Annotated in this window: 17 protein-coding genes and 1 pseudogene; 2 read left to right on the forward strand and 16 right to left on the reverse strand. The window is 40.2% G+C overall.

Annotated elements, in window-relative coordinates; all coding sequences use genetic code 11:
* Window positions 1-34 precede the first annotated feature (34 nt).
* A complete protein-coding gene (locus tag HNP81_RS03910) occupies window positions 35-1,798 on the reverse strand; it encodes a peptidoglycan D,D-transpeptidase FtsI family protein (RefSeq protein WP_182501625.1) in 1,764 nt (587 codons plus the stop codon).
* 115 nt (window positions 1,799-1,913) lie between these two features.
* Here HNP81_RS03910 and HNP81_RS03915 point away from each other — a divergent pair.
* A pseudogene (locus HNP81_RS03915) lies at window positions 1,914-2,419 on the forward strand (hypothetical protein).
* Window positions 2,420-2,928: 509 nt separating this feature from the next.
* Here HNP81_RS03915 and greA read toward each other — a convergent pair.
* The 15 genes from greA to cymR form a co-directional block, all read right to left on the reverse strand.
* On the reverse strand, window positions 2,929-3,405 hold the full coding sequence (gene greA, locus HNP81_RS03920) for a transcription elongation factor GreA (protein WP_182501626.1): 477 nt from the start codon (window positions 3,403-3,405) through the stop codon (window positions 2,929-2,931).
* 290 nt (window positions 3,406-3,695) lie between these two features.
* Window positions 3,696-4,331 (reverse strand): uridine kinase, encoded by a 636-nt coding sequence (udk, locus tag HNP81_RS03925; protein ID WP_182501627.1) that lies wholly within the window; start codon window positions 4,329-4,331, stop codon window positions 3,696-3,698.
* A 692-nt stretch (window positions 4,332-5,023) separates the two neighbouring features.
* On the reverse strand, window positions 5,024-5,671 hold the full coding sequence (locus HNP81_RS03930; RefSeq protein ID WP_182501628.1) for an O-methyltransferase: 648 nt from the start codon (window positions 5,669-5,671) through the stop codon (window positions 5,024-5,026).
* Between the two features lie 307 nt (window positions 5,672-5,978).
* Complete coding sequence (mltG, locus tag HNP81_RS03935; RefSeq protein ID WP_182501629.1) at window positions 5,979-7,112, reverse strand: endolytic transglycosylase MltG; 1,134 nt, start codon at window positions 7,110-7,112, stop codon at window positions 5,979-5,981.
* 455 nt (window positions 7,113-7,567) lie between these two features.
* On the reverse strand, window positions 7,568-7,858 hold the full coding sequence (locus HNP81_RS03940; protein ID WP_028391904.1) for a DUF1292 domain-containing protein: 291 nt from the start codon (window positions 7,856-7,858) through the stop codon (window positions 7,568-7,570).
* An 18-nt stretch (window positions 7,859-7,876) separates the two neighbouring features.
* Window positions 7,877-8,296 carry a Holliday junction resolvase RuvX gene (gene ruvX / locus HNP81_RS03945; RefSeq protein ID WP_028391905.1) on the reverse strand — a complete coding sequence of 140 codons (420 nt, stop codon included), beginning with the start codon at window positions 8,294-8,296 and terminating at the stop codon, window positions 7,877-7,879.
* Window positions 8,296-8,565: an IreB family regulatory phosphoprotein gene (locus HNP81_RS03950; protein ID WP_028391906.1), complete on the reverse strand. Its 270-nt coding sequence runs from the start codon at window positions 8,563-8,565 to the stop codon at window positions 8,296-8,298. The genes ruvX and HNP81_RS03950 overlap by 1 nt, the downstream gene beginning before the upstream one ends.
* Window positions 8,566-8,640: 75 nt before the next feature.
* A complete protein-coding gene (alaS, locus tag HNP81_RS03955; RefSeq protein WP_182501630.1) occupies window positions 8,641-11,280 on the reverse strand; it encodes an alanine--tRNA ligase in 2,640 nt (879 codons plus the stop codon).
* A 387-nt stretch (window positions 11,281-11,667) separates the two neighbouring features.
* Window positions 11,668-12,738, reverse strand: a complete 1,071-nt coding sequence (locus HNP81_RS03960; RefSeq protein WP_028391908.1) for an AI-2E family transporter — start codon at window positions 12,736-12,738, stop codon at window positions 11,668-11,670.
* Between the two features lie 476 nt (window positions 12,739-13,214).
* Window positions 13,215-13,403: a YrzR-like zinc ribbon domain gene (locus HNP81_RS03965; protein ID WP_028391909.1), complete on the reverse strand. Its 189-nt coding sequence runs from the start codon at window positions 13,401-13,403 to the stop codon at window positions 13,215-13,217.
* A 177-nt stretch (window positions 13,404-13,580) separates the two neighbouring features.
* Window positions 13,581-15,977: an SF1B family DNA helicase RecD2 gene (recD2, locus tag HNP81_RS03970; protein ID WP_182501631.1), complete on the reverse strand. Its 2,397-nt coding sequence runs from the start codon at window positions 15,975-15,977 to the stop codon at window positions 13,581-13,583.
* A 25-nt stretch (window positions 15,978-16,002) separates the two neighbouring features.
* Entirely contained in the window at window positions 16,003-16,665 is a 663-nt protein-coding gene (locus HNP81_RS03975) for a tetratricopeptide repeat protein (RefSeq protein WP_182501632.1), read from the reverse strand.
* Between the two features lie 349 nt (window positions 16,666-17,014).
* Complete coding sequence (gene mnmA, locus HNP81_RS03980) at window positions 17,015-18,130, reverse strand: tRNA 2-thiouridine(34) synthase MnmA (RefSeq protein WP_028391912.1); 1,116 nt, start codon at window positions 18,128-18,130, stop codon at window positions 17,015-17,017.
* A 25-nt stretch (window positions 18,131-18,155) separates the two neighbouring features.
* Window positions 18,156-19,298: a cysteine desulfurase family protein gene (locus tag HNP81_RS03985; RefSeq protein ID WP_182501633.1), complete on the reverse strand. Its 1,143-nt coding sequence runs from the start codon at window positions 19,296-19,298 to the stop codon at window positions 18,156-18,158.
* A gap of 613 nt (window positions 19,299-19,911) precedes the next feature.
* The gene (gene cymR, locus HNP81_RS03990; RefSeq protein ID WP_028391914.1) at window positions 19,912-20,337 is read right to left on the reverse strand and encodes a cysteine metabolism transcriptional regulator CymR; all 426 of its coding nucleotides are present in this window, start codon (window positions 20,335-20,337) and stop codon (window positions 19,912-19,914) included.
* A 327-nt stretch (window positions 20,338-20,664) separates the two neighbouring features.
* Here cymR and HNP81_RS03995 point away from each other — a divergent pair, with 327 nt between their 5' ends.
* Window positions 20,665-21,957, forward strand: a complete 1,293-nt coding sequence (locus HNP81_RS03995) for a replication-associated recombination protein A (protein ID WP_182501634.1) — start codon at window positions 20,665-20,667, stop codon at window positions 21,955-21,957.
* The last annotated feature ends 140 nt before the right edge of the window (window positions 21,958-22,097 follow it).

The raw sequence follows: 22,097 nt of genomic DNA on the forward strand, positions 1-22,097 counted from the left end.
TGAATCAGTTTGAAGTGAATACTATCCCAAACATTTACCCTTCTTTCGAACTATTTTCATGATTCATTGTATAAATTGCTTTGACCATCTCTGCAAAAACAGCGACCATACCTCTCGTATTTTCTGTTGTATCCAAGTTTACCGCGACTAATGCATATTTCGGATTTTCATAAGGAAAGTAGCCCGCAAACCATTTGTTCAGCTTACCTTCTGTAATATTTATTTGCGCGGTTCCCGATTTTCCGGCAACGGTATAAGGCAAATCCTTCAATGAAGCACCCGTTCCCTTTGGTTCATTTACGACACTTCTTAATAATTCTTGAAGCTTCATTGCGGTGTATGGCGAGATGGTATTTTGATCGATTTCTTTTTTGGGGAAATCAATCGCCGAGGTCCCATTATTGAACTCGACCTTTTTTACTGCTTTCACCATTTGTTTTTCACCACCTCTAGCAATTGTCGCCATCATATTTGCGACAGCAAGTGGCGTCACTTGAACATTTAGTTGGCCGATCGCTGTTTTGGCGATCATTTTCGGATCTTTCTTCAATTCCGCCTGATCTTTCCAGATAGTTCCTGATTGCTCACCATACAGTTGTTTAAAAGCTGAATGATATAAATTCCCTTGCCAACCAGAATACTGAGTGATTGCAAGTTTATCAGCATAGGTTTCAAAGAAATTAGCATCCTTTTTGGCTATTTCTTGAGACACTTCCGCAAATGCTCGGTTACAACTTTGCGAAAAGCTGTTTTGAAAATTCAACATGCCGAGCGGTCTTTGTTTTTCTTCCTTGCCATCTATTGTTTGATTACAGTCGAACATCCGCTGCGGTGGTGCTGACTCATAATCAATTGCTGCTGCTGCTATAATGGTTTTGAAGACAGAACCCGGAACATGTTGGGTGAACATATGATTGATGGCTCCTGATCCATTAGGCTGCATCTTATCTAAGACAGGACGAGAAACACTTGCTAAGATTTCACTTTTCTCAATATCGAGTAAAATGAGCCCTCCCTTTTTAATTTGATAATTATCGACGATTTTTTCCGCCGTTTCTTGTAGTTCTTTATCTAATGTTGTGATGACTTTTACAGGGTATAGCGGGTTTGCAGGTTCGACATATTTCACATCAACCCCAAACATCGGCCCGCCATTCGCATCGACATGGAACACAAGTTTCGACTCACCACTTGATAAGAGAAACTCATCAAATGTTCGCTGTAACCCTTTGTCCCCCACTCTTGTGTCAGGCAAAAGCTCTAAGTCAGGATATCTTTCTTTTGGCAATGAAGAGTATTGTACGGTCAAACCAAGCAGTTGACCAGCTAGCATCGTTTGCGAATTGAATTTCTGTTTTACAGCGAATACACCTGGTATTTTTAGATTATTGATTGCTTTTGATTGATACTCATTTAATTCAAGCGGCTGATTACCACCAAAAGCAAATGGTTTCTTCTGATTCAAAATTTCCTGGCGTAGCTGATCTTCTCGAATGCCGAGGATTGACGCAACTTCATCTGCAGGCCATTCCATCTTTTTTAAAAAAGGAAATAAAACAAGCACTTGCTTTTCCTCATGGGTTAAAGGTTCTCCATCACGATCATAAAACTTGCCGCGGCCATCATCAACGGTTAATACTTGTGACCTCTGCTTCACACTCGCTTCAATTAAATTTACTTGATGTTTCGAAAACGACTCCGTGTTCCACAGCTGAATATCAACTAATCTCCCTATCAGAACGAATAACAACATCATCATAAACACACCCAGCCATTTTAATCGTCGTATTTTCATCATAAACACCTCATCTATATTTTGGACGAGGTCCCCATTTTTCAAACAATTATACATGCATTTTTTAAAAGAGTTATGATACAGTAGGAAAAGAAGTTTTCTTAAGGGGGGCGGATAGATGAGAAAATTGACATTGGCCGATGCGGTTAAACTGAAAAGCGTCCTATCCAAGCGTATTCAGGAATTAGAAGTAGAAATGGATCTCACTGCATTTGTCGAAATTGAAAAAGGGACAGCAATGCCCTATCAAGTACGTACTTGGAAAAAGAACTTGAGGAAGTCCGCGGTGATTTTCGTTTACTTGATAAATTAATGTACAAAGCAAACTATGAAAATGAGATTTCCTTTGGCGAGCAATCTTTGACAATTGTAGAAGCGATAGAGCTTGCCACCCAATTGCGAGCTCAAGCACGTAAATATAAACAATACGGCACCTCTTCTAAAGAGGAGCTGATCCATTTATATAGTGATGCCATCACTTTAGTCAAAGTGGCAACATTCGATCCGGAACATTACCGTGTAAAGGGGATTGAAACGGAGAGACAAGCAAATCGCCTATCAAATGCAATTAACGCAAAGAATTATCAAGTAGAGCTTGATTTTGACAGTGATAAATATTTTTAAACCTTGAAGTGGTGAGACTCCGCTTCAAGGTGCAGGAGGGGCCTCTTTATTTGTGGTGACAGATGTCACGTTTGAAAATGGCTAAACCAATTACCAATTTCTCATTCCATCTTTACTGTTAACCAATCACCACCTATTGCAATGGATCTAAGAATTTTAGTTTTATATCCTGCTCCTTCTGTATTCCCCCAGTTGATCTATTCAACTGGGGGATTTTAAAATAGAGGATACATTCGGAGATTGACGCATATTTCCACCGGTGGTTACTACCCTAGTCGCAAAATCCATACAAAACTAATAAAAACTAATATGGCATTACAACGCCACTATTTACTATGATGGCGGTGCGGAGCCAGATTTTGAAGTATTTTCCTAACAAAGGAAGTATATCCACAAAGTAGATTGTCTATATTAGTAAGTCGCGAAGCCTCGTCCCCATGTCCTTCATACAAAAGGGGTCTGACCTAAAAGCCACTACTGGTGCAGTGTACAAGGTCAGACCCTTTCAATTACTTAACGCTAATAATTTTCACAGTGATGTCGCCGCCCGGTGTGTTAACGGTTACCGTTTCACCAAGTTTTTTACCCATTAAGCTTTTGGCGATTGGAGAATCATTTGAGATTTTGCCTTCAAACGGGTCTGCTTCTGCACTACCTACGATTGAATATGTTTCTTCATCGCCGTCTGGAAGCTCAACGAATGTAACCGTCTTACCTAAACCTACAGTGTCAGAACTTGTACCATCTTCTACGATGATTTTCGCGTTGCGAATCATATTTTCAATTGTAGTAATTTTCCCCTCAACAAATGCTTGTTCTTCTTTCGCAGAATCATACTCAGAGTTCTCAGAAAGATCACCGAAGCTACGAGCGATTTTGATTCTTTCTACCACTTCTTTGCGCTTTACCGCTTTTAAATATTCAAGTTCTTGCTCTAATTTCTCTTTACCTTCTTTTGTCATTGGAAATACTTTTTCAACTGCCAAAACCTTCACTCCTTCAAAATTCTTCACGATGCACATAGCATGGTGACTGCTTATGTAGTACAATCTACACTTTTCTAGCTGTTTCAAACATCTGGCAAAAATAAATAAAAAACAAGCAACAATATATAAGCGCGCGTCCTTTTATAAAAAGGGCGCGCTTTGTACGTATTTTATTTTTTATCTAATTTAGCCAGTTGTATAAACGTTTAGACTTTGTTTAGTACCTATTTTTACGTAAGTCTAAACTAGGTAAGAAATAATTGTTTCTTTTCTTTATCTATGCCATGTTATTACAAAAATGACTTTTGTTCAAGGATTGTTTGTATTTTTGTTACCATTAAATCGATTGCGACGTGATTATGGCCGCCTTCTGGAATGATAATATCAGCATATCGCTTCGTTGGTTCAATGAATTGATTGTGCATCGGACGGACTACATTAATGTATTGGTCCATTACCGAATCAATGGAACGGCCTCGCTCTTTGATATCGCGGGACATTCTGCGAAGAATTCGTAAATCGGCATCCGTATCTACAAATAGTTTCATATCCATTAAATTTCGTAAGCGCTCATCTTCAAGAATCAGAATGCCTTCCAAAATAATGACATCTCTAGGCTCGACATGGATAATCTCTTCCGAACGAGTATGATTACTATAATCATAAATTGGTTTCTCGATCGATTCATATCCTAAGAGCTTGTAGATATGATCAATTAATAAATCATTATCAAATGCAAGCGGATGATCATAATTCGTTTTCAGCCGTTCCTCAAACGGGAGATCCGTTTGATCCTTATAATAATAATCTTGTTCTAGCAAAAGAATCGAATGCCCTTTAAAACTTTCATATATCGCTCGGGTTACGCTCGTTTTTCCTGATCCAGAGCCACCGGCTACCCCGATTACAACTGGTTTCTTTTCCATGTTCGTTAGTTCCCCTTTCGCATCATGTTGTTGGCAAATCAGGTTTACCCTTATTTCTTCGGATAATTCTTAGAAAGATGTTTGCTAGCACCAACGTTTATTTCTGGCCGTCTCACACAGACCAAACGGGTATCTTTGAATTTCCATTAGTCACCTAATTCCACTGATGCTAGTCGTCATTTCCATTTCCTGTATGCTGTATCATCTGAGAACTAACCCGGCGAACTCAGAAAGCTCGTCTTTTCGCTATAGTGCCCGAACAATCACTGTTTATACCTTTATCTACTTCCATTTTCCGTAATAAAGTAAAACTTCAGTCAGTGGGAGGTTCTTCATCCCCTCTGATTGTTAGTCGGTTCTAGCGTAAATATCTCCGCGCAGCGTAGGTAAATCGACTCTACGAACTAAGGTTCAATCAATCACAGATTAAGTACGCAACGTCCTTTAGTCTTTCTTCTGTGTGACCCACATCCTGTGATAGTCCGATAATCCGAAACTAGATTAGGCAGTCATCTCCCATCTACGCTTCTTCGATTTCTCTAAGCCTTGAGGTAGGGGTTTTGACCTTTCCGTTAATGCGGAATAAAGTTCTTAATTATCCGAGTTCACCGAGCTATTCTTATTGACTGTTAAAGAATTAGCTAGTTCATTTACCCATACAAACTTGAATGATCATTGATATTCTGAGTAATTTATTTTCGTGTACCTTTATGTTTACTAATAGCGACGCCATCACCAATCGGTAAAATGACTGTATCGTAATTAAGGTGTTCGTGGAGCCAGACGTTATACTCTTTGATTTTCCGTACGAGACTTCGAATTCGCCGCAGCTCAATGTCTTCTTCAGGCACTGCTACTAAACCTTTAAACAGCACATTGTCTGTTACAATAATGCCGCCATCATTCAAATATGGCTCATATAACTCGAAGAATTTCCTATATTGCCCTTTTGCCGCATCAATAAAAATCACATCAAAAGTCCCGTATGCGCTAATCGATTCTGCAACTTCAAGTGCATCGCCTTCGATTAACATTACCCGATCTTGTGCGCAAGCTTTACTAATGTTTTCCTTAGCCACACTAATCCGCTCTTCATCACGTTCTATTGTGACAATTTTCACATCCGGTAATGCTTCAGCCATGCGCAGCGCTGAGTATCCGATTGCTGCACCCACTTCCAAAATGGTCTGCGGGTTTTTTAGCCTTAAAATTTGCAGCAATGTTTCCATACCTTCCGGCTCCATAATCGGCACATTATGTAACCTTGCATACTCTTCCATTTCCGCAACCAATCCATCTCGTTTCGGAATCAGTGACTGAAGATATTCATCTATGCTCATGTTTTTTCCTCCTACGAAAAGCGCAAGCACCTTGTCACGAAAGAAGGCGTCATGCGCTACCACTTACATTCATTAAAGAGTTTCACTCTATAGAAAAGCATAAGTACCATACTTAATTAAGAATTTGAACGATTTAAACAACAAAACGCCTCTTGATCACTTATACTTCTTTACTCAAGAAAAACCCGGCACCTAGCCGAGGCTCATACGATTTAGAACAAAATTAGTCTTGCCTAAAATTGCACTTTGACTATTTTACCACAAAAAGAGGGAGAATGTGAATATCTCTCCCTCTTTTGATGTGATATTATTTTTTATTTGTAATAAATTTAGCTTTATTTTGATTATGTTGATCCAAAGTCTTAGCATAAACTACTTCTCCTGTACTTGTTGCCAAGAAATACAAATAGTCGGATGTTGCTGGATTCAAAGCAGCTTCAATCGACGTAGTCCCCGCATTGGCGATTGGTCCAGGCGTTAAACCTTTATTTTTATACGTATTATAAGGGGAATTCACTTCTAAATCTTTATAAAAGACTTTGTCTTGATGCTGACCCTTTGCATAAAGGACAGTTGGATCCGTCTGCAGTGGCATATCAATTTTCATTCTGTTAAAGAAAACAGAAGAAATCATATCACGATCCACTTTCGCTGTCGCTTCTTCCTCGATTAAAGAGGCAAGTGTCAACAGTTTATGATTGCTAAATTGTTTTTCATTCATTTCATCTTTGTACTCGGCAAGAACTCCGTCTGTCTTTTTCAACATTTCTGTGACAATTAACTCAAGGCTTGGCTTTTCTTCATAAAAATCATAAGTAGCTGGAAATAAATACCCTTCCAATGGATATAGGATGTTTTTTCCATAAATTTCATCAGTTAACAAATCTGGATACTTTGCTCGCAATTTATTAATAAAATTTTTATCATTCAACTGTTTGAACACGTCTTCGGGATCCTTATCGGTCTTTTCTGCAATAATATGGGCAATTTGGATAAGTTGCTTTCCTTCTGGAATCGTTATTTTCAATTGGGCTTCCATTACAACTTTCCCCGTTTTCAAACTTTTTATGATTTCTGGTAAAGTCATAGAAGGCGCGAGCTTATAGCTACCAGCTTGAAAACCAGATTCATTTTTAAATTTAATATAATATTTGAAGATTTTGGCATTTTTAATAATTCCTTGATCTGCAAGAATTGTCGATATATTGCCAACAGAAGAACCAATTGGAATTTCTACCTCTTGTATTTTTTGATTATCCGGGTCAGCAGGTTTTAGGGCAGATTGCACATACAAATAGCCACCTATGCCCACACAAGCGGCCACTACCACAATCACCAACATGACAATCATAATAATTTTTCGCACGATTCTCGCTTCACCTTGCTGTTCGAGCATTCTCTCTCGAATATACTGTATTTTTGTTTTATCTTTCTGATCCATTTATATTCCCCCTCTAAGCAAACTGCTTATACGGTTTTGCCGTCATTCTTTGTAAAACGCATACTCCGACTTATTATACTAAAATTCGCTAATAAATACAGAATTTTATCTTAAAATATTATACAAAACAAGTACGACACCATTTTCTCTGGAGGTCCATCCTGTAGCATCCTACACTCACCTAATCACAATGGTGGCGGTGCGGAGCCAGGATTTAGCGTACTTCCTTAATAAAGGAAGTACATCTGCATAGTAGATTATCCTTATTAGTTAGTCGCGTAGCGTAGCCCCATGTCCTTAAAGAAAAAAAGGCTGTCCCATAACGAAAGGGTCCGACCTCAATCTCTATAGATCGTTTATATGTCAATTACACGTCATATAAACGATCTATAGGAGATGTGTGGTTGGACCCTTTTAGGACACCCTTTTTAGCTACGTATTAACGTTCAACTAAATCAGTCTTCGTCGCCTTCTTCATCAAGGAATGTAGAAAGCATTTCTTCGATTAAATCCCACTCTTCTTCTGTTTCAACAGGGGATAATTCGCCGTCTTTATTATCTTCGCTTGGTACGAAAGAAGAAGCATGAATTTCAATTTCTTCATCTTCATCATCTTCAGCTGAGATTGGGTAGTAAAGGACATATGATTTGTTAAATTGCTCAGAATCAAATGTGAATAATACCTCGCAAAGCTGTTCGTTTCCGTTTTCATCTACAATTGTAATGTTGTTTTCACCGTGTTCCATTAGTTTTGCACCTCTTTATTAATTTGTTTGACTATCTAAAAAGCCTTGAAGAATCATAACGGCAGCCATTTTGTCAATGACCTGCTTTCGTTTACTTCTGCTCACATCTGCTTCAAGCAAAACACGCTCCGCAGCCATTGTACTAAGCCGTTCGTCCCAAAGGCGAGTTGGCAGCTTGAACTTATCTTCGAGGCGCTTGGCGAATGCTTGACTCGCTTCTCCTCTTGGTCCTATCGTTCCATTCATGTTTTTCGGAAATCCGATAACAATTGCAGAAACCTCGTACTCTTCAATAAGTTGTCCAAGTCGTTTTAAGCCAAAGTCCTTTTGGGCTTCATTAATCTTAATTGTTTCTATACCTTGTGCGGTCCAACCCATTGCGTCGCTAATTGCAACGCCAAGCGTTTTTGAACCTAAATCGAGCCCCATTGTCCGCATTAACGACCCTCACGATGTTGTTTTAAATATGATTTTACCAATTCCTCAATAATCTCGTCACGCTCAAGCTTCCGAATGATATTCCTCGCATCCTGATGGCGCGGAATATAGGCTGGATCACCAGAAAGCAAGTAGCCTACGATTTGGTTAATTGGGTTATAGCCTTTTTCCTGAAGTGCACCGTAGACTTGGAATAATACCTCTTGCACATCTCTCTCAAAGGGCTCTTCCGGAAAGTTGAATTTCATGGTTTTATCAAACGAACTCATGTCCTGCACTCCTCTTCAACGTTCCATATTTCCGAACGGGTTTCCATGGATACATTCATTGTACACTAGTAAGATTTATATTGAAATGGATTTTACCCATTCTTCCACAAAACTTAGCGCTTCATTCAATTTTGCTGGATTTTTTCCTCCAGCTTGTGCCATATCCGGACGACCACCGCCGCCGCCACCACAAATTGCTGCTACTTCTTTTAACAATTTACCAGCATGGTAGCCTTGATCAATATAATCCTTCGTCACAGCTGCAATCAAGTTAACCTTATCACCTTGAGCTGAACCTAACACGATAATAACGGATTCTAGCTTCTGTTTCAATTCATCTGCCATTGTTCTAAGATTATTCATATCTGTCGCTTGAACATTTGCCGTAAGAATTTTAACGCCATTAACTTCTTTTACTTGTGAAACAAGGTTTCCTGCTTCAATATTGCCAAGTTTAGTAGCTAAGCTCTCGTTTTCACGTTGCAGCTCTTTTACTTCTGCTAAAACAGTTTCGATTCGAGCTGGAACTTCTTTCAAATTCGTTTTTAATTTAGCAGCAGCTTCTTTTAAAACACCAATTTGATCAGCCATTAGTTTATAAGCGCCCGCTCCAGTGACCGCTTCAATACGACGTGTTCCTGCGCCAATTCCACTTTCAGAAATGATTTTAAACAAGCCGATAACAGCTGTGTTTGGTACATGGCATCCTCCGCAAAGCTCTAAGCTGTAATCGCCAACTTGTACGACACGAACAATTTTTCCGTATTTCTCGCCGAACAATGCCATTGCACCCATCTCTTTTGCTTCATCGATGTTTTTGTAGTCAATGTTTACAGCGATGCTTTTCCAAATCTTTTCATTTACAATTGCCTCTATTTGTTCTAGCTCTTCCGCTGTGATTTGCCCAAAATGAGAGAAGTCAAAACGAAGACGGTCCGGTTCTACTAGTGACCCTGCTTGGTTTACATGAGTTCCTAGTACATCTTTTAGCGCTTGATGCAATAAGTGAGTCGCAGTGTGATTTTTAATAATTTGGCTGCGATTATCGGCATCTACGACGGTAACCACACTTGCATCTTGTGTTAACATTCCAGCTTCTACCGTCACTCTGTGTAGATTTTGACCATTCGGTGCTTTTTGAACGTCTAACACATTCAATTTTACGTCTTCGTTAACGATAATCCCTTTATCAGCAATTTGTCCGCCGCTTTCCGCATAGAAGCTCGTTTGACTTAAGATGACTTGAACTTCTTCACCTTCATGCGCTTCAGTGATGAGGTTACCTTCTTTAACAATCGCAAGCACACGACCTTCAGTTTCTAGCTCATCATAACCGACAAATTTGCTCTCTGCTTTAATGTCGCCAAGTGCTCCACCTTGGATTTGCATGGAATCGACATCTTGGCGTGCAGAGCGCGCACGTTCGCGTTGAGCTTCCATTTCTGTATCAAAGCCAGCTTGATCGACCGTCATTCCTTGTTCCTCTGCATATTCTTCTGTTAATTCAACTGGGAATCCATATGTATCATAAAGACGGAATACGTCAGCACCTGGGATGACTGTGCTGCCAGAATTCTTCGCTTTCTCAATCACATCAGCAAGAATAGATAAGCCATCATGCAATGTCTCATGGAAACGTTCTTCTTCATTTTTCACGACTTTCGCAATGAATTCCGCTTTATCTTTCACTTCCGGATAAAAATCATACATAATTTCACCGACAACTGGCACTAGTTCAAACATGAATGGACGGTTAATATTAATTTGTTTCGCATAACGTACAGCACGGCGCAGTAAGCGGCGTAATACATATCCACGTCCCTCGTTCGAAGGAAGCGCTCCATCACCAACAGCAAATGCTACAGTACGAATATGGTCGGCAATGACTTTGAATGCAACATCTTTTTCTACATCTGTACGGTATTTCACATCAGAAATTTCTTCAACAGCACGGATAATCGGCATAAACAAATCTGTATCATAATTCGTTGGAACGTCTTGTACAACTGAAGCCATACGTTCAAGGCCCATACCGGTATCAATATTTTTCTTTGGAAGCGGTGTGTAACTTCCATCTGGATTATGATTAAATTGAGAGAACACTAAGTTCCATACTTCAAGATGGCGTTCGTTTTCTCCACCCGGATAAAGTTCAGGATCATTCGGATCGTCTCCATATTCAGGTCCACGGTCATAGAAAATCTCTGTATTCGGGCCACTTGGACCTTCGCCGATATCCCAGAAATTTTCTTTAAGACGGATAATTCGGTCAGCTGGAATGCCGATTTTTTTATTCCAAAGTTCAAACGCCTCTTCATCTTCAGGATGGATCGTCACGGCTAATTTTTCTGGATCAAAACCAATCCATTTCTCATCGGTCAAGAATTCCCATGCCCATGTAATCGCTTCTTCTTTGAAATATTCACCGATAGAGAAGTTCCCGAGCATTTCAAAAAAAGTATGGTGACGTGCAGTTTTTCCTACGTTTTCAATATCATTCGTCCGAATTGCTTTTTGTGCATTTGTAATCCGTGGATTTTCTGGAATCACACGACCATCAAAATACTTTTTCAAAGTAGCTACACCTGAATTAATCCAAAGCAATGTTGGATCTTCATGCGGCACAAGGGATGCACTTGGTTCAACCGAATGGCCTTTTTCTTTAAAGAAATCTAAATACAATTGACGGATTTGTGCTCCAGTTAAGTTCTTCATAGCTATTTCCTCCTTATTTTTCAAAAGTATCTTAGTAGTACTTTGTACTATAAAAACACCTTATTCTCCCAATTTTTAAACACAAAAAAACCCTAATCCCTGACAGGGACGAGAGTTTGCTCGCGGTACCACCCTGATTATGAGTGCAATATTTGCCACTCATCACCTCAATCAATGCCTTAACGCGGCAGACGGCAGGAATTAACTGCACTCCGGACTAGCTTTCCACTGTTCTTTATTCTGACGTCCCTTCCAGCCATGGGGACTGCCTCTCTGTAAGAAGAGCTACAGTGTACTTGTTCCTTCAACGAGTTCTTGTGTAAATATAAAGCATATGTAATGGATTATATTCACAAGAATTTCATTTGTCAATGGACACCGCCATTTTTAATCCGTTGATGGGATATTTTTAAAGTGACTCCGCGCATGAATGAACGACACTTTCACGACTGCGAGAATGGGAACAGCAATAATTAACCCAATCACACCTCCGACTTCTCCACCAACCAATAGTGCAAACATAATAAAGATTGGGTGCATATGCAAGCTTTTTCCGATAATAAGCGGTGAAAGAATATTGCCCTCTAAAAATTGTAGCACCAAGACAATCACAACGACGATAATAATCATTTTCACAGATATGGCAGCCGCAATCAATGCCGCCGGAATCGCACCAAAAACCGGACCAAAGTACGGGATAATATTAGTAATCCCAATAAGCGCACCTAATAGCAATGGATATTTCATCCCGACAATCCAAAACAGCAGTGAAGAGATCCCTCCAATTGCAGCACAGACAATAATTTGGCCACGAATATAGCCTCCTAAAGAAACATCGACATCTTTTAAAAATGCAATCCCTTGACTGCGCCATTTTCGCGGTGTTAGATATCGCGTCATTTTTTTCAATGCATCATAATCTTTCACAATATAAAAGGCAATAAAAGGGATTAGCGCAATCAACAAGAAAAAATCAAACAGCTTCATCATATAATTCATGATCGTATCCATCAACGACTCTAGCCTGCCTTCGATCTTTAGAATTGTAGCATCTAAACGCTCATGAATACCAAACGGCCAATTCTCTGTCTTACGGCCAATCCAGTCTGTCCAATTTCGATATTGCTCTGCAGCTGCCGGCGCATTTTCAGTCAGCTCCCGGATTTGTTCAGTCATAATTGGTATCCCTTTGTAGACAGCAAAACCAATCCCACCAAAGAACAATAAATAGATAATGACAACAGAAAGCCCTCGCTTCATCCCCTTTTTATGCAAAAGCTCTACAACCGGATGCAACAGATAACTAATAAACGCAGCAATTAAAAAGGGAATAAGCACCTTTATCAAAACACTTATAATCGGTGCCCACATTGGCTTTAGCTTCATAAAAATATATAAAACAATAAATAATAGCAACAAAAATCCTAGTCGATAAAACCACTTCATTCTAATGTCCATACACCTCACCTCACAATTAGTAGTTTTCGTGAGGTGAGCAGGAAATATGTATGGGGGATTTTTTTTCGGTTTAACGTGTACGCACTAAGCGGTTATTTAAATGATTCATATATTTCTATACCGTTTAATGGAACGCTACTTTTTTTCAATGTAAACCGCGTTCGATCCAGATCCATTTGAAAATATCCCCCCTTGACAATAAGATGAGTGATTTTACCTTGTACGTGAAGACTTCGAACTTTAGGACCATTTGTAACAATTCTATCCCCACTATTGGCCATTTACTTCTAATTCACATAAAAAAAACACACAGTTTCAAAAAAAACTGTGTGTTTTTTTTATCCACGGTGCTTCCCTATTAAAGCATCGATTTTAATTTCTTTCGCATCTTTTTCGTGTATTTTTTCATCATACCGGTACTATTACCAAGGAAGTTTCTAGAACGTCTCCTCATTGTTGCACCTCAATTCTTTAGTTTACATACTCAAACGGCGATCATCTTCTTCAAACAAGTCGTCTAACGAACTTAAACTTCCGTCCTCCTCGACTTGATGGGTATTAATGATCCCTTTCATTACACTCATTTCAATGAAACAATTCCAACAATAGAACTGATTTACACCGATTTTACCTACATCTTTACTGTTACAATTCGGGCATTTAATTTCCAAAATGGACACCTACCTCTTCATAGACCGAAATGATATTTCAACATTTCATTCGCTACGATTATGCCCATTTTTTCCATAAAATATACCCTTGAACAAAGAAAACCTTTCCGAACATCTTTAGTATTTGTCTTAAGACATACAAAGATGAGCTGAAAGGTTTTCCATGTTTGGTTACATAAAATCATAAGGTGTAACGTGTTCCATGCCGATCATTGGGTCGACGTTCATGAGGATTTCGAAAGGCTCGGCTACCACTTCAGTCTCCATTTCTATTTCAGAATCTTCCGTTTCAGATGCTTGTAATTTTTGCATCAAGGTCGTTTTACGCTTCATTTCATTATTTCGTTCAATTCCTTGACGAAAGGCGTCTTCTTCCCCACACAAAATTAAGAAATTTTTACTTCTAGTAATCGCCGTGTATAATAGATTTCGCCGCAGCATTCGGTAATAGCTTTTAACAACCGGTAATATCACGATTGGAAATTCGCTTCCTTGTGATTTATGGATCGAGCAGCAATAAGCATGGGTAATTTGATTCAAATCTTGCCGCGTATAGACTACTTCTATTCCATCAAAAGAAATGACTAACTTATCAACATTATCCGTATTTTCCTTAGCAAAAAGGACTGAGACAATTTCGCCCATATCGCCGTTATAGACGCCTTCTTCAGGTTGATTGACAAGTTGCAATACTTTGTCACCACTTCGGTAAGCGACATCGCCAAATTTCAACTCCCGTTTTTTCGCATCAGCATTTCCATTGAACACTTCTTGAAGCATTTTGTTTAGATTATCAATCCCAGCCGGCCCGCGGTACATCGGGGCAAGCACTTGAATATCTCTTGATGTGAAGCCTTTTTTACGAGCATTCGCTACGACTTTTTCAACAACTTGGGCGATTTGACCCGTGCCACAGCGAATGAAGGAACGGTCGCTTTGCTGCTCACTGAAACTCTCCGGCAATTTTCCCCGTTTAATTTCATGTGCAAGTTCAATAATCGAAGAACCATCTGCCTGGCGGTATATTTGCTCAAGACCAACCATTGGGACCGACTGTGATGCCAGTAAATCCTTTAACACTTGACCTGGACCAACCGATGGGAGTTGGTCTTCATCACCAACGAGAATAAGCTGTATATGTTCAGGCAATGCCTTTAACAGCTGATGGGCAAGCCATGTATCTACCATAGACATTTCATCAATGATCACAATTCGCCCTTCGATCGGGTTCTCTTCATCATGAGAAAATCCTTCACTCCCATTCCAACCGAGAAGTCGGTGTATGGTTACTGCCGGCAGACCGGTGGATTCTGCCATACGCTTTGCCGCTCGCCCAGTCGGTGCTGCCAAGACAAACGGAAAAGGATCGGTTTCTTTTTTATAGTCGTTAATATCCATAGACACACCATGAAGCTCTGCATAAAGCTCAACAATTCCTTTAATAACCGTCGTTTTCCCCGTTCCTGGTCCACCTGTCAAAATCAACATCGGAGACTGAAGCGCCGTCTGAATCGCTTCCTTCTGAGCAGGGGCATAATCGACGCCAATCCGCTCCTCTAATTCCCCAAGCGCAAGTAAAAATTCAGATTCAGGAAATTGGTCTTCATACTCGGTTTGCGATAAAATTCGCTTTATATTCGTAACAATTCCTTTTTCTGAGAAATATAAAGAAGGAGGATAAATCCGACGCTCTTCGACTTTGATTTTCCCTTCTTCTTCAAGCTTTACAATTTCCGAGGAAATGGCAGTAAACTCAATTTCATCCCGTTTATTTTCTTCAAGCATAAGCTTAACTGCTTCTAGTAACTCTTCAGCCTCCATATACACATGACCATCTTGAAGACACTGGGCATCTAGCGTATACAAGCAAGCTGCTTTAATTCGATCAGGATGCCCCCCTGAAATCCCGAGCTGAAACCCAAGTTCATCTGCTCGTCCGAAACCGATTCCTTCAATATCCTCGACAAGCTGATAAGGATTTTTTTGTAAAATCGATAGCGTATCATGTTGGTACGTTTGATAAATTTTCATCGAAAGTTGTGGTCCAAATCCATATTGATTCAAACCAATCATGACTTGTTCCAACCCTTGATGTTCAATCAAGGTATCGTAGAAGCTTTTTGCTTTTTCAGAAGATAATTTCGGAACGGTATCCAAGAGGGACGGGTTAGCAAGTATTTTCGAAATGGCATTCTCACCAAGTGAATCGACTATGCTTTCCGCTGTTCTTTTCCCAATCCCTTTAAATAAATCACTAGATAAATAAGCTACGATTCCTTCTTTCGACTGTGGCATATCTTTTCTGAAATGCTCGACATGAAACTGCATGCCAAACCGTGGATGATCTTTCATCGTGCCATAAAAAACATACGTTTCCTGCTCATGAATTCGTGGGAAATACCCTGTTACAACAGCTTCATTTTCATCGTAATCCAAATTCGTTTCATCGAGGCGAATCCGCACAACAGAATACAAATTTGACTCGTTATGAAAAATTGTCACTAAATGCCGACCTTTCATAAATTTCTTTTCTTCTGAAAAAAGATCCAACGCATCCTGCTGGCTCATACGGTTCCCCCTTCCCAAAACGATGTTATTCTTCGTTCAGCGTTTCCATCAGTTTTTTTCCATGAGCTGCTAGCATATGGTCAGGCTGCACTTCCAATGCTTTCTCGAAATATTCCATTGCCTTGGCAGCATCTTCTTTATAGCCACCAAATGCAACGCCAAGATTATAGTAGGCATCAGCATGCTCTGGATTCTGTTCAATCACAATGGTTAATTCTTTTATCAGCTCATCGTACAATTCCGCATTAGCCAGGCAAAGCGCATATTGAAAACGTGCATCGACATCATCGGGATTCAATTCAACGGCACGCTGTAAGTACGGCATTGCAAGCTTCCCTTGTTCAAGCTGCATCAACGTCATGCCTAGCATAAAATACGCATCACTTGTATCCAGCCCGGTACGAAGCGCCTTTTCAAACATATCCTTTGCTTCGATTAACTTGTCCATTTCAAAATACAGATTTCCTAGCGAATAATAAGCAGCTCCAGCTTCTTCATCCAGTTCAAGTGCTTTTTTATAAAAATTCTCTGCTTTCGCTGTTTCGCCAACCGCTGTTAAAACATTGCCAAAATTTATGTATGCTACAGGCTCATTCGGGTTTTCCTCAATCGCCTCAGAAAAAATCTTCACCGCTTCTTCATATTTACCTTCTTGCATATATTGGATTCCTTGTTGGTTTTTATCCACCTTGTTCACTCTCCATTTAATCGATAGAAAAAAGAGATTGTCCAAAAGAGTCTAACCCTTTACATTTGGGACAACCATTTAAGTTTCATTCTTTAGAAGTATACCATAAAGACATTGGCTCATCATTAGTTGTGCGCAGGATTGCTTTATTCGTTTCATCCTGCATTTTTCGAATCGGATTTGTGATTTGCGCGCCGGAAATCAATTTTGCGAGCGGGATTTACGATTTGCTTGCCGGAGCCAAGTTTGTCTTCCCTAGACTAAAAAACTAATTCATCAACCTGCATAGTTCTTGCAGATCGCTGAAACCGCAAAAAATCCCCAGCCAAATTACGGCTAGGGATTATCATTATCCGACATAAGTCAGTTTTTTATTATTTTTAAACACTTCATCAATTGTACCGCCACCAAGGCACACTTCGCCATCATAAAAAACAACAGCTTGTCCAGGTGTGATCGCGCGGACTGGCTCAGCAAAGATGACTTCAACATCGCCATTTTCAAGCACTTTCACATTCACTTTACTGTCGGTTTGACGGTAACGGAATTTAGCTGTACAGCTAAATTCGGCAGCAGGTGCATGTTCTGCAACCCAGCTCATATTGACCGCTTTAAGTGAGTCCGAATATAGTACATCATTTTCGAAGCCTTGTTCGACGTACAAAATATTTCGTTTCAAATCTTTTCCAACCGCAAACCAAGGCTCACCACTGCCGCCAATGCCAAGTCCGTGGCGTTGACCAATTGTATGATACATGAGACCTTCATGCTTGCCCATCACTTTTCCATCTAACGTTTCCATATTACCAGGCTGTGCTGGTAAATAGTTGCTTAAGAAGTCTTTGAAATTACGCTCACCGATAAAACAAATTCCAGTTGAATCCTTCTTCGTCGCTGTAGCAAGTCCAGCTTCTTTGGCAATTTCCCGTACTTCTTTTTTATCAATGTGACCGAGTGGGAACATGACCTTTTCCAACTGACTTTGCGTTAACTGGTTCAAGAAATATGTTTGATCTTTATTCTCATCTATTCCGCGAAGCATTTTGTATTCGCCGTCACGGTAAGCAACCTGTGCATAATGACCGGTTGCTAAATAATCGGCACCTAGGCTGACTGCATGTTCAAGAAATGCTTTGAACTTAATTTCCTTGTTACACATAACGTCCGGATTCGGTGTCCGACCTGCTCGATATTCATCTAAAAAGTACGTAAACACTTTGTCCCAATATTGCTTTTCAAAGTTTACAGCATAATAAGGAATGCCAATTTGATTACATACTGCAATTACATCATTATAATCATCTGTTGCGGTACAAACGCCATTTTCATCTGTATCATCCCAGTTCTTCATGAAAATCCCGACTACATCATAGCCTTGCCTTTTCAATAGTAGGGCAGCAACAGATGAATCAACGCCACCCGACATACCGACTACGACACGCGTGTCTTTAGGTGCTTTATTCATTATGTTTCACCTCTTACTTAATCCTTTATTTTAACAATCTGTTGATTATCTTAACCGTTTCCTGTGCCGCTTGTCTCACATCTTGCTCAGAATTGTTTAAGCCAAAACTAAAGCGAATCGAGTTCTTCGTCCGTTCAGAACCTTTGCCAAACATGGAAACGAGGACATGAGAAGGATCGATGGACCCTGCAGTACAAGCAGATCCACTTGAAACGGCAATTCCTGCCAAATCCAAATTCACAAGCATGGACTCCACATTTGTTCCAGGAAAACTAATATTTAACACATGTGGCAATGATGATTCACGAGACCCATTCACGATATAGTCCACACCAGCATCGTTAAAAATATCTAAAATCACTTTTTTATAACTTGCATACAACTCACTTTTCTCCACCAATGTGCTTTGAGTAATTTGAACAGCTTCCGCAAAGCCGGCAATCGCTGGGACACTTTCCGTTCCAGCACGACGCTTCCGCTCTTGCTCGCCACCGTACAAATATGGCTGATGCTTAATGCCGTCTCGGATGTAGAGAAAACCGATACCTTTAGGACCATTAATTTTATGAGCGCTAACAGAAAGTAAATCAACATGAAGTTCATTCACATCGATTTTTACCAAACCGTACACTTGTACTGCATCTGTATGGAAAAATGCTTGATGGTGTTGAAGGAGTTCACCGATTTGCTGAATCGGTTGTATCGTCCCGACCTCATTATTACCAAACATGACGGAAACGAGGATTGTATCATCACGAAGTGCAGATCGCACATCATCAACAGAAACAAGCCCTTCTTCATTAACAGGTAAATAGGTTACATCAAAACCAGATTTCTCTAAAAAATGGCATGTATGCAAGACTGCATGATGTTCAATTTCTGTCGTAATAATATGCTTGCCTTGATTTTGATACGCGTTCGCAATTCCAATTAACGCCGTGTTATCACTTTCCGTACCACCACTTGTAAAAATGATTTCATTCGGCAACGCACCTATACTCCGGGCCATTATTGCACGGGATTCATCCAACACTTGTCGTGACGCGCGGCCGTACGAGTGAATACTTGATGGGTTCCCGTACTCATCCTTCATGACAGCTAACATCCGATCAATCACACGCGGATGCATCGGTGACGTAGCTGCATGATCTAAATACACATTCTTCACGTTAGTTCCTCCGTTATATTAACAGAATAAATTTGCTGGGCGATTTATTCTAAAATTTTCACACCTGGGCATATTCTATAATTTTATTTAGTTCTAAGCAAAACTAATATGGCGTTAAAACGCCACCATTTACTATGAAGGATCCTGTAGCACGCTACACACACCTAATCTCAATGGTGGTTGTGCGGAGCTAGAATTTTGGATGCTGTCTCGATAAATCAGTATACCTGATAAATTGATTGGCTATATTTGTAAGTCGCGAAAACCTAAGTTCCTATGTCCTTCATACAAAAAAAGAAAAAAGGCGTCAAACTCCACAACTACAATTTTAGAAGATTGTGCTTAAACACCTTCTAGGTAGTATAATCTAAGGAGTTAGACCCTTGTTTATTCTTCACCGTTTTATCCCGCATTAACGATCAGTAAGACTCCGACCTCAAGGATTCAAGTATAAATGGGTAAATCTAGGTGGGGGACAACTGCCCATTAAAGCCCAATCGGGTTCGTACTGTCGATTGATCGAAGCTAGAGCGAAGATCTTAGCGACAGTAGAAAGGGACTAACAATCAGTGGGGAAGAAGCCCGTCACTGATTGAAGTTTCACTTGATAGGATTAAATATAAAACATATACGAATCATGTTCACTATCATCTTTATAATTCGCTAGATCCTCAAGTGTCGTACTATCTAGGACATCCTTTACTGCATCACGAATCCGAACCCATAGTTGGCGTTTAATTGGCTCTTCGTCCTCAATTCCTTCAACAGGGGTAATCGGACCTTCCAATACGCGGATGATGTCACCAGACGTAATTTCTTTCGGTTCTTTCGTTAGAATATACCCGCCATATGCTCCACGAATACTGCGCACTAAGCCAGCATTTCTAAGCGGGGCGATCAGTTGTTCTAAATAATGCTCTGATAAATTATGCGTCTGTGCAATCGACTTAAGCGATGTCGGGCTCTTCCCCTCGCCATACTGCTTTGCCAATTCAATCATAATGGTTAAGCCATAGCGGCCTTTTGTCGAGATTCTCATCGTTTACCCACCTTCATATTTTCCTTCAAACTATATCGTATCGAATTAATTCCGATTTAACTGTTTTAATATTGCTAACTGATGGAAATTCTTTTTTACGCTTTAAAAATTATAGCATAATCCTAAGTGAAATGCATAATAGTGCACGTTTAAAAAGGAGGATAAAAAGAGCCGAGAAGTTCTTAACAGCGATCTTCATTAACCTTTCGCATATGCACTAACGTTAAGGACCTAACTTTTTGAACAACCTCAAATAGCCTATTTACGTTCTTTTTCATGAAAAATATGATACCTTTATCTTACACAATAGCTATAGGAGCGATGACGATGTCCATAAAACCACTTGCATTTAGGATGCGCCCCCGTTCTATCGAGGAAGTGATGGGGCAGGAGCATCTCGTAAATGAAGGAAAAATTATCAATCGAATGGTCAAAGCAAAACAGCTTTCTTCGATGATCTTATACGGCCCGCCCGGGGTTGGAAAAACATCGATTGCTAGTGCGATTGCTGGCAGTACCCAATTCGCCTTTCGTACGTTGAACGCGGTAACAAATAATAAAAAAGATATGGAAATTGTCGCTGCCGAAGCAAAAATGTCAGGGAAAGTCATTCTTCTATTAGATGAAGTGCATCGACTCGACAAAGCGAAACAAGATTTCCTGTTACCGTATCTTGAAAATGGCATGATCACGTTAATTGGAGCGACGACAAGTAACCCGTATCATGCAATCAACCCAGCCATTCGGAGTCGTTGTCAAATCTTCGAACTAAAAGCACTTGAACCCGATGATATTGTTACGGCTTTGAAACGTGCGATCGAGGACGATGAGCGAGGACTTGGGAAATTTACGACAGATGTAAGTGAGGAAGCACTCCTTCATTTGGCAACCGCCTCAAATGGCGACGTAAGAAGCGCATTGAACGCTCTGGAGCTAGCGGTCATCTCAACAGAGCCTGATATGGATGGGACGATTACAATCACAGTGGAAATCGCAGAGGAATGTATCCAAAAAAAACACTTTTCCCACGACAAAGATGGCGATGCTCATTATGACGTAATTTCAGCCTTTCAAAAATCTATTCGTGGTAGTGACGTGAATGCCGCCCTTCATTATTTAGGTCGTTTAATTGAAGCAGGTGATTTAGTAAGCATTGCCCGCAGACTTGTCGTCATTGCCTATGAAGATGTCGGTCTCGCTAATCCACAAGCTGGACCACGTGCATTAGCAGCAGTTGAAGCTGCCGAACGCCTCGGCTTTCCTGAAGCCCGCATTCCGCTAGCTAATTCTGTCATCGAGCTTTGCTTATCACCTAAATCAAACACAGCCATGACAGCGATTGACGCAGCGCTGGCTGATATTCGTGCCGGAAGCACTGGTGATATACCTGATCATGTGAAGGACGCCCATTACAAAGGGGCTAAGGAACTCGGACGCGGCGTTGAATACCTCTATCCACATAATTATGAAAGCGGATGGGTAAAACAGCAATATTTGCCGAATAAACTCGCTAACAAAAAATATTATCAGCCTAAAACGAGCGGCAAATTCGAACAAGCTCTTGCAGCTGTCTATGATAAAATTGAAAAAAACTCCAAGCCTAGTCCTACACGGAAATAAAGGCTTGGCGTTTTTTAACATTATGCACCTAGAATAAATAGAATTAGAGTGACAGAGCCCATTTCACATGATCTAACCCATTTATTACGCTTTCCCCCGAAACTTCATCTTGCTTAACGGAATAAATAAACGGAATCTCA

This window comes from Peribacillus huizhouensis, from assembly GCF_014138605.1.
In the GTDB taxonomy this organism is placed as follows: Bacteria; Bacillota; Bacilli; order Bacillales; family DSM-1321; genus Peribacillus; species Peribacillus huizhouensis.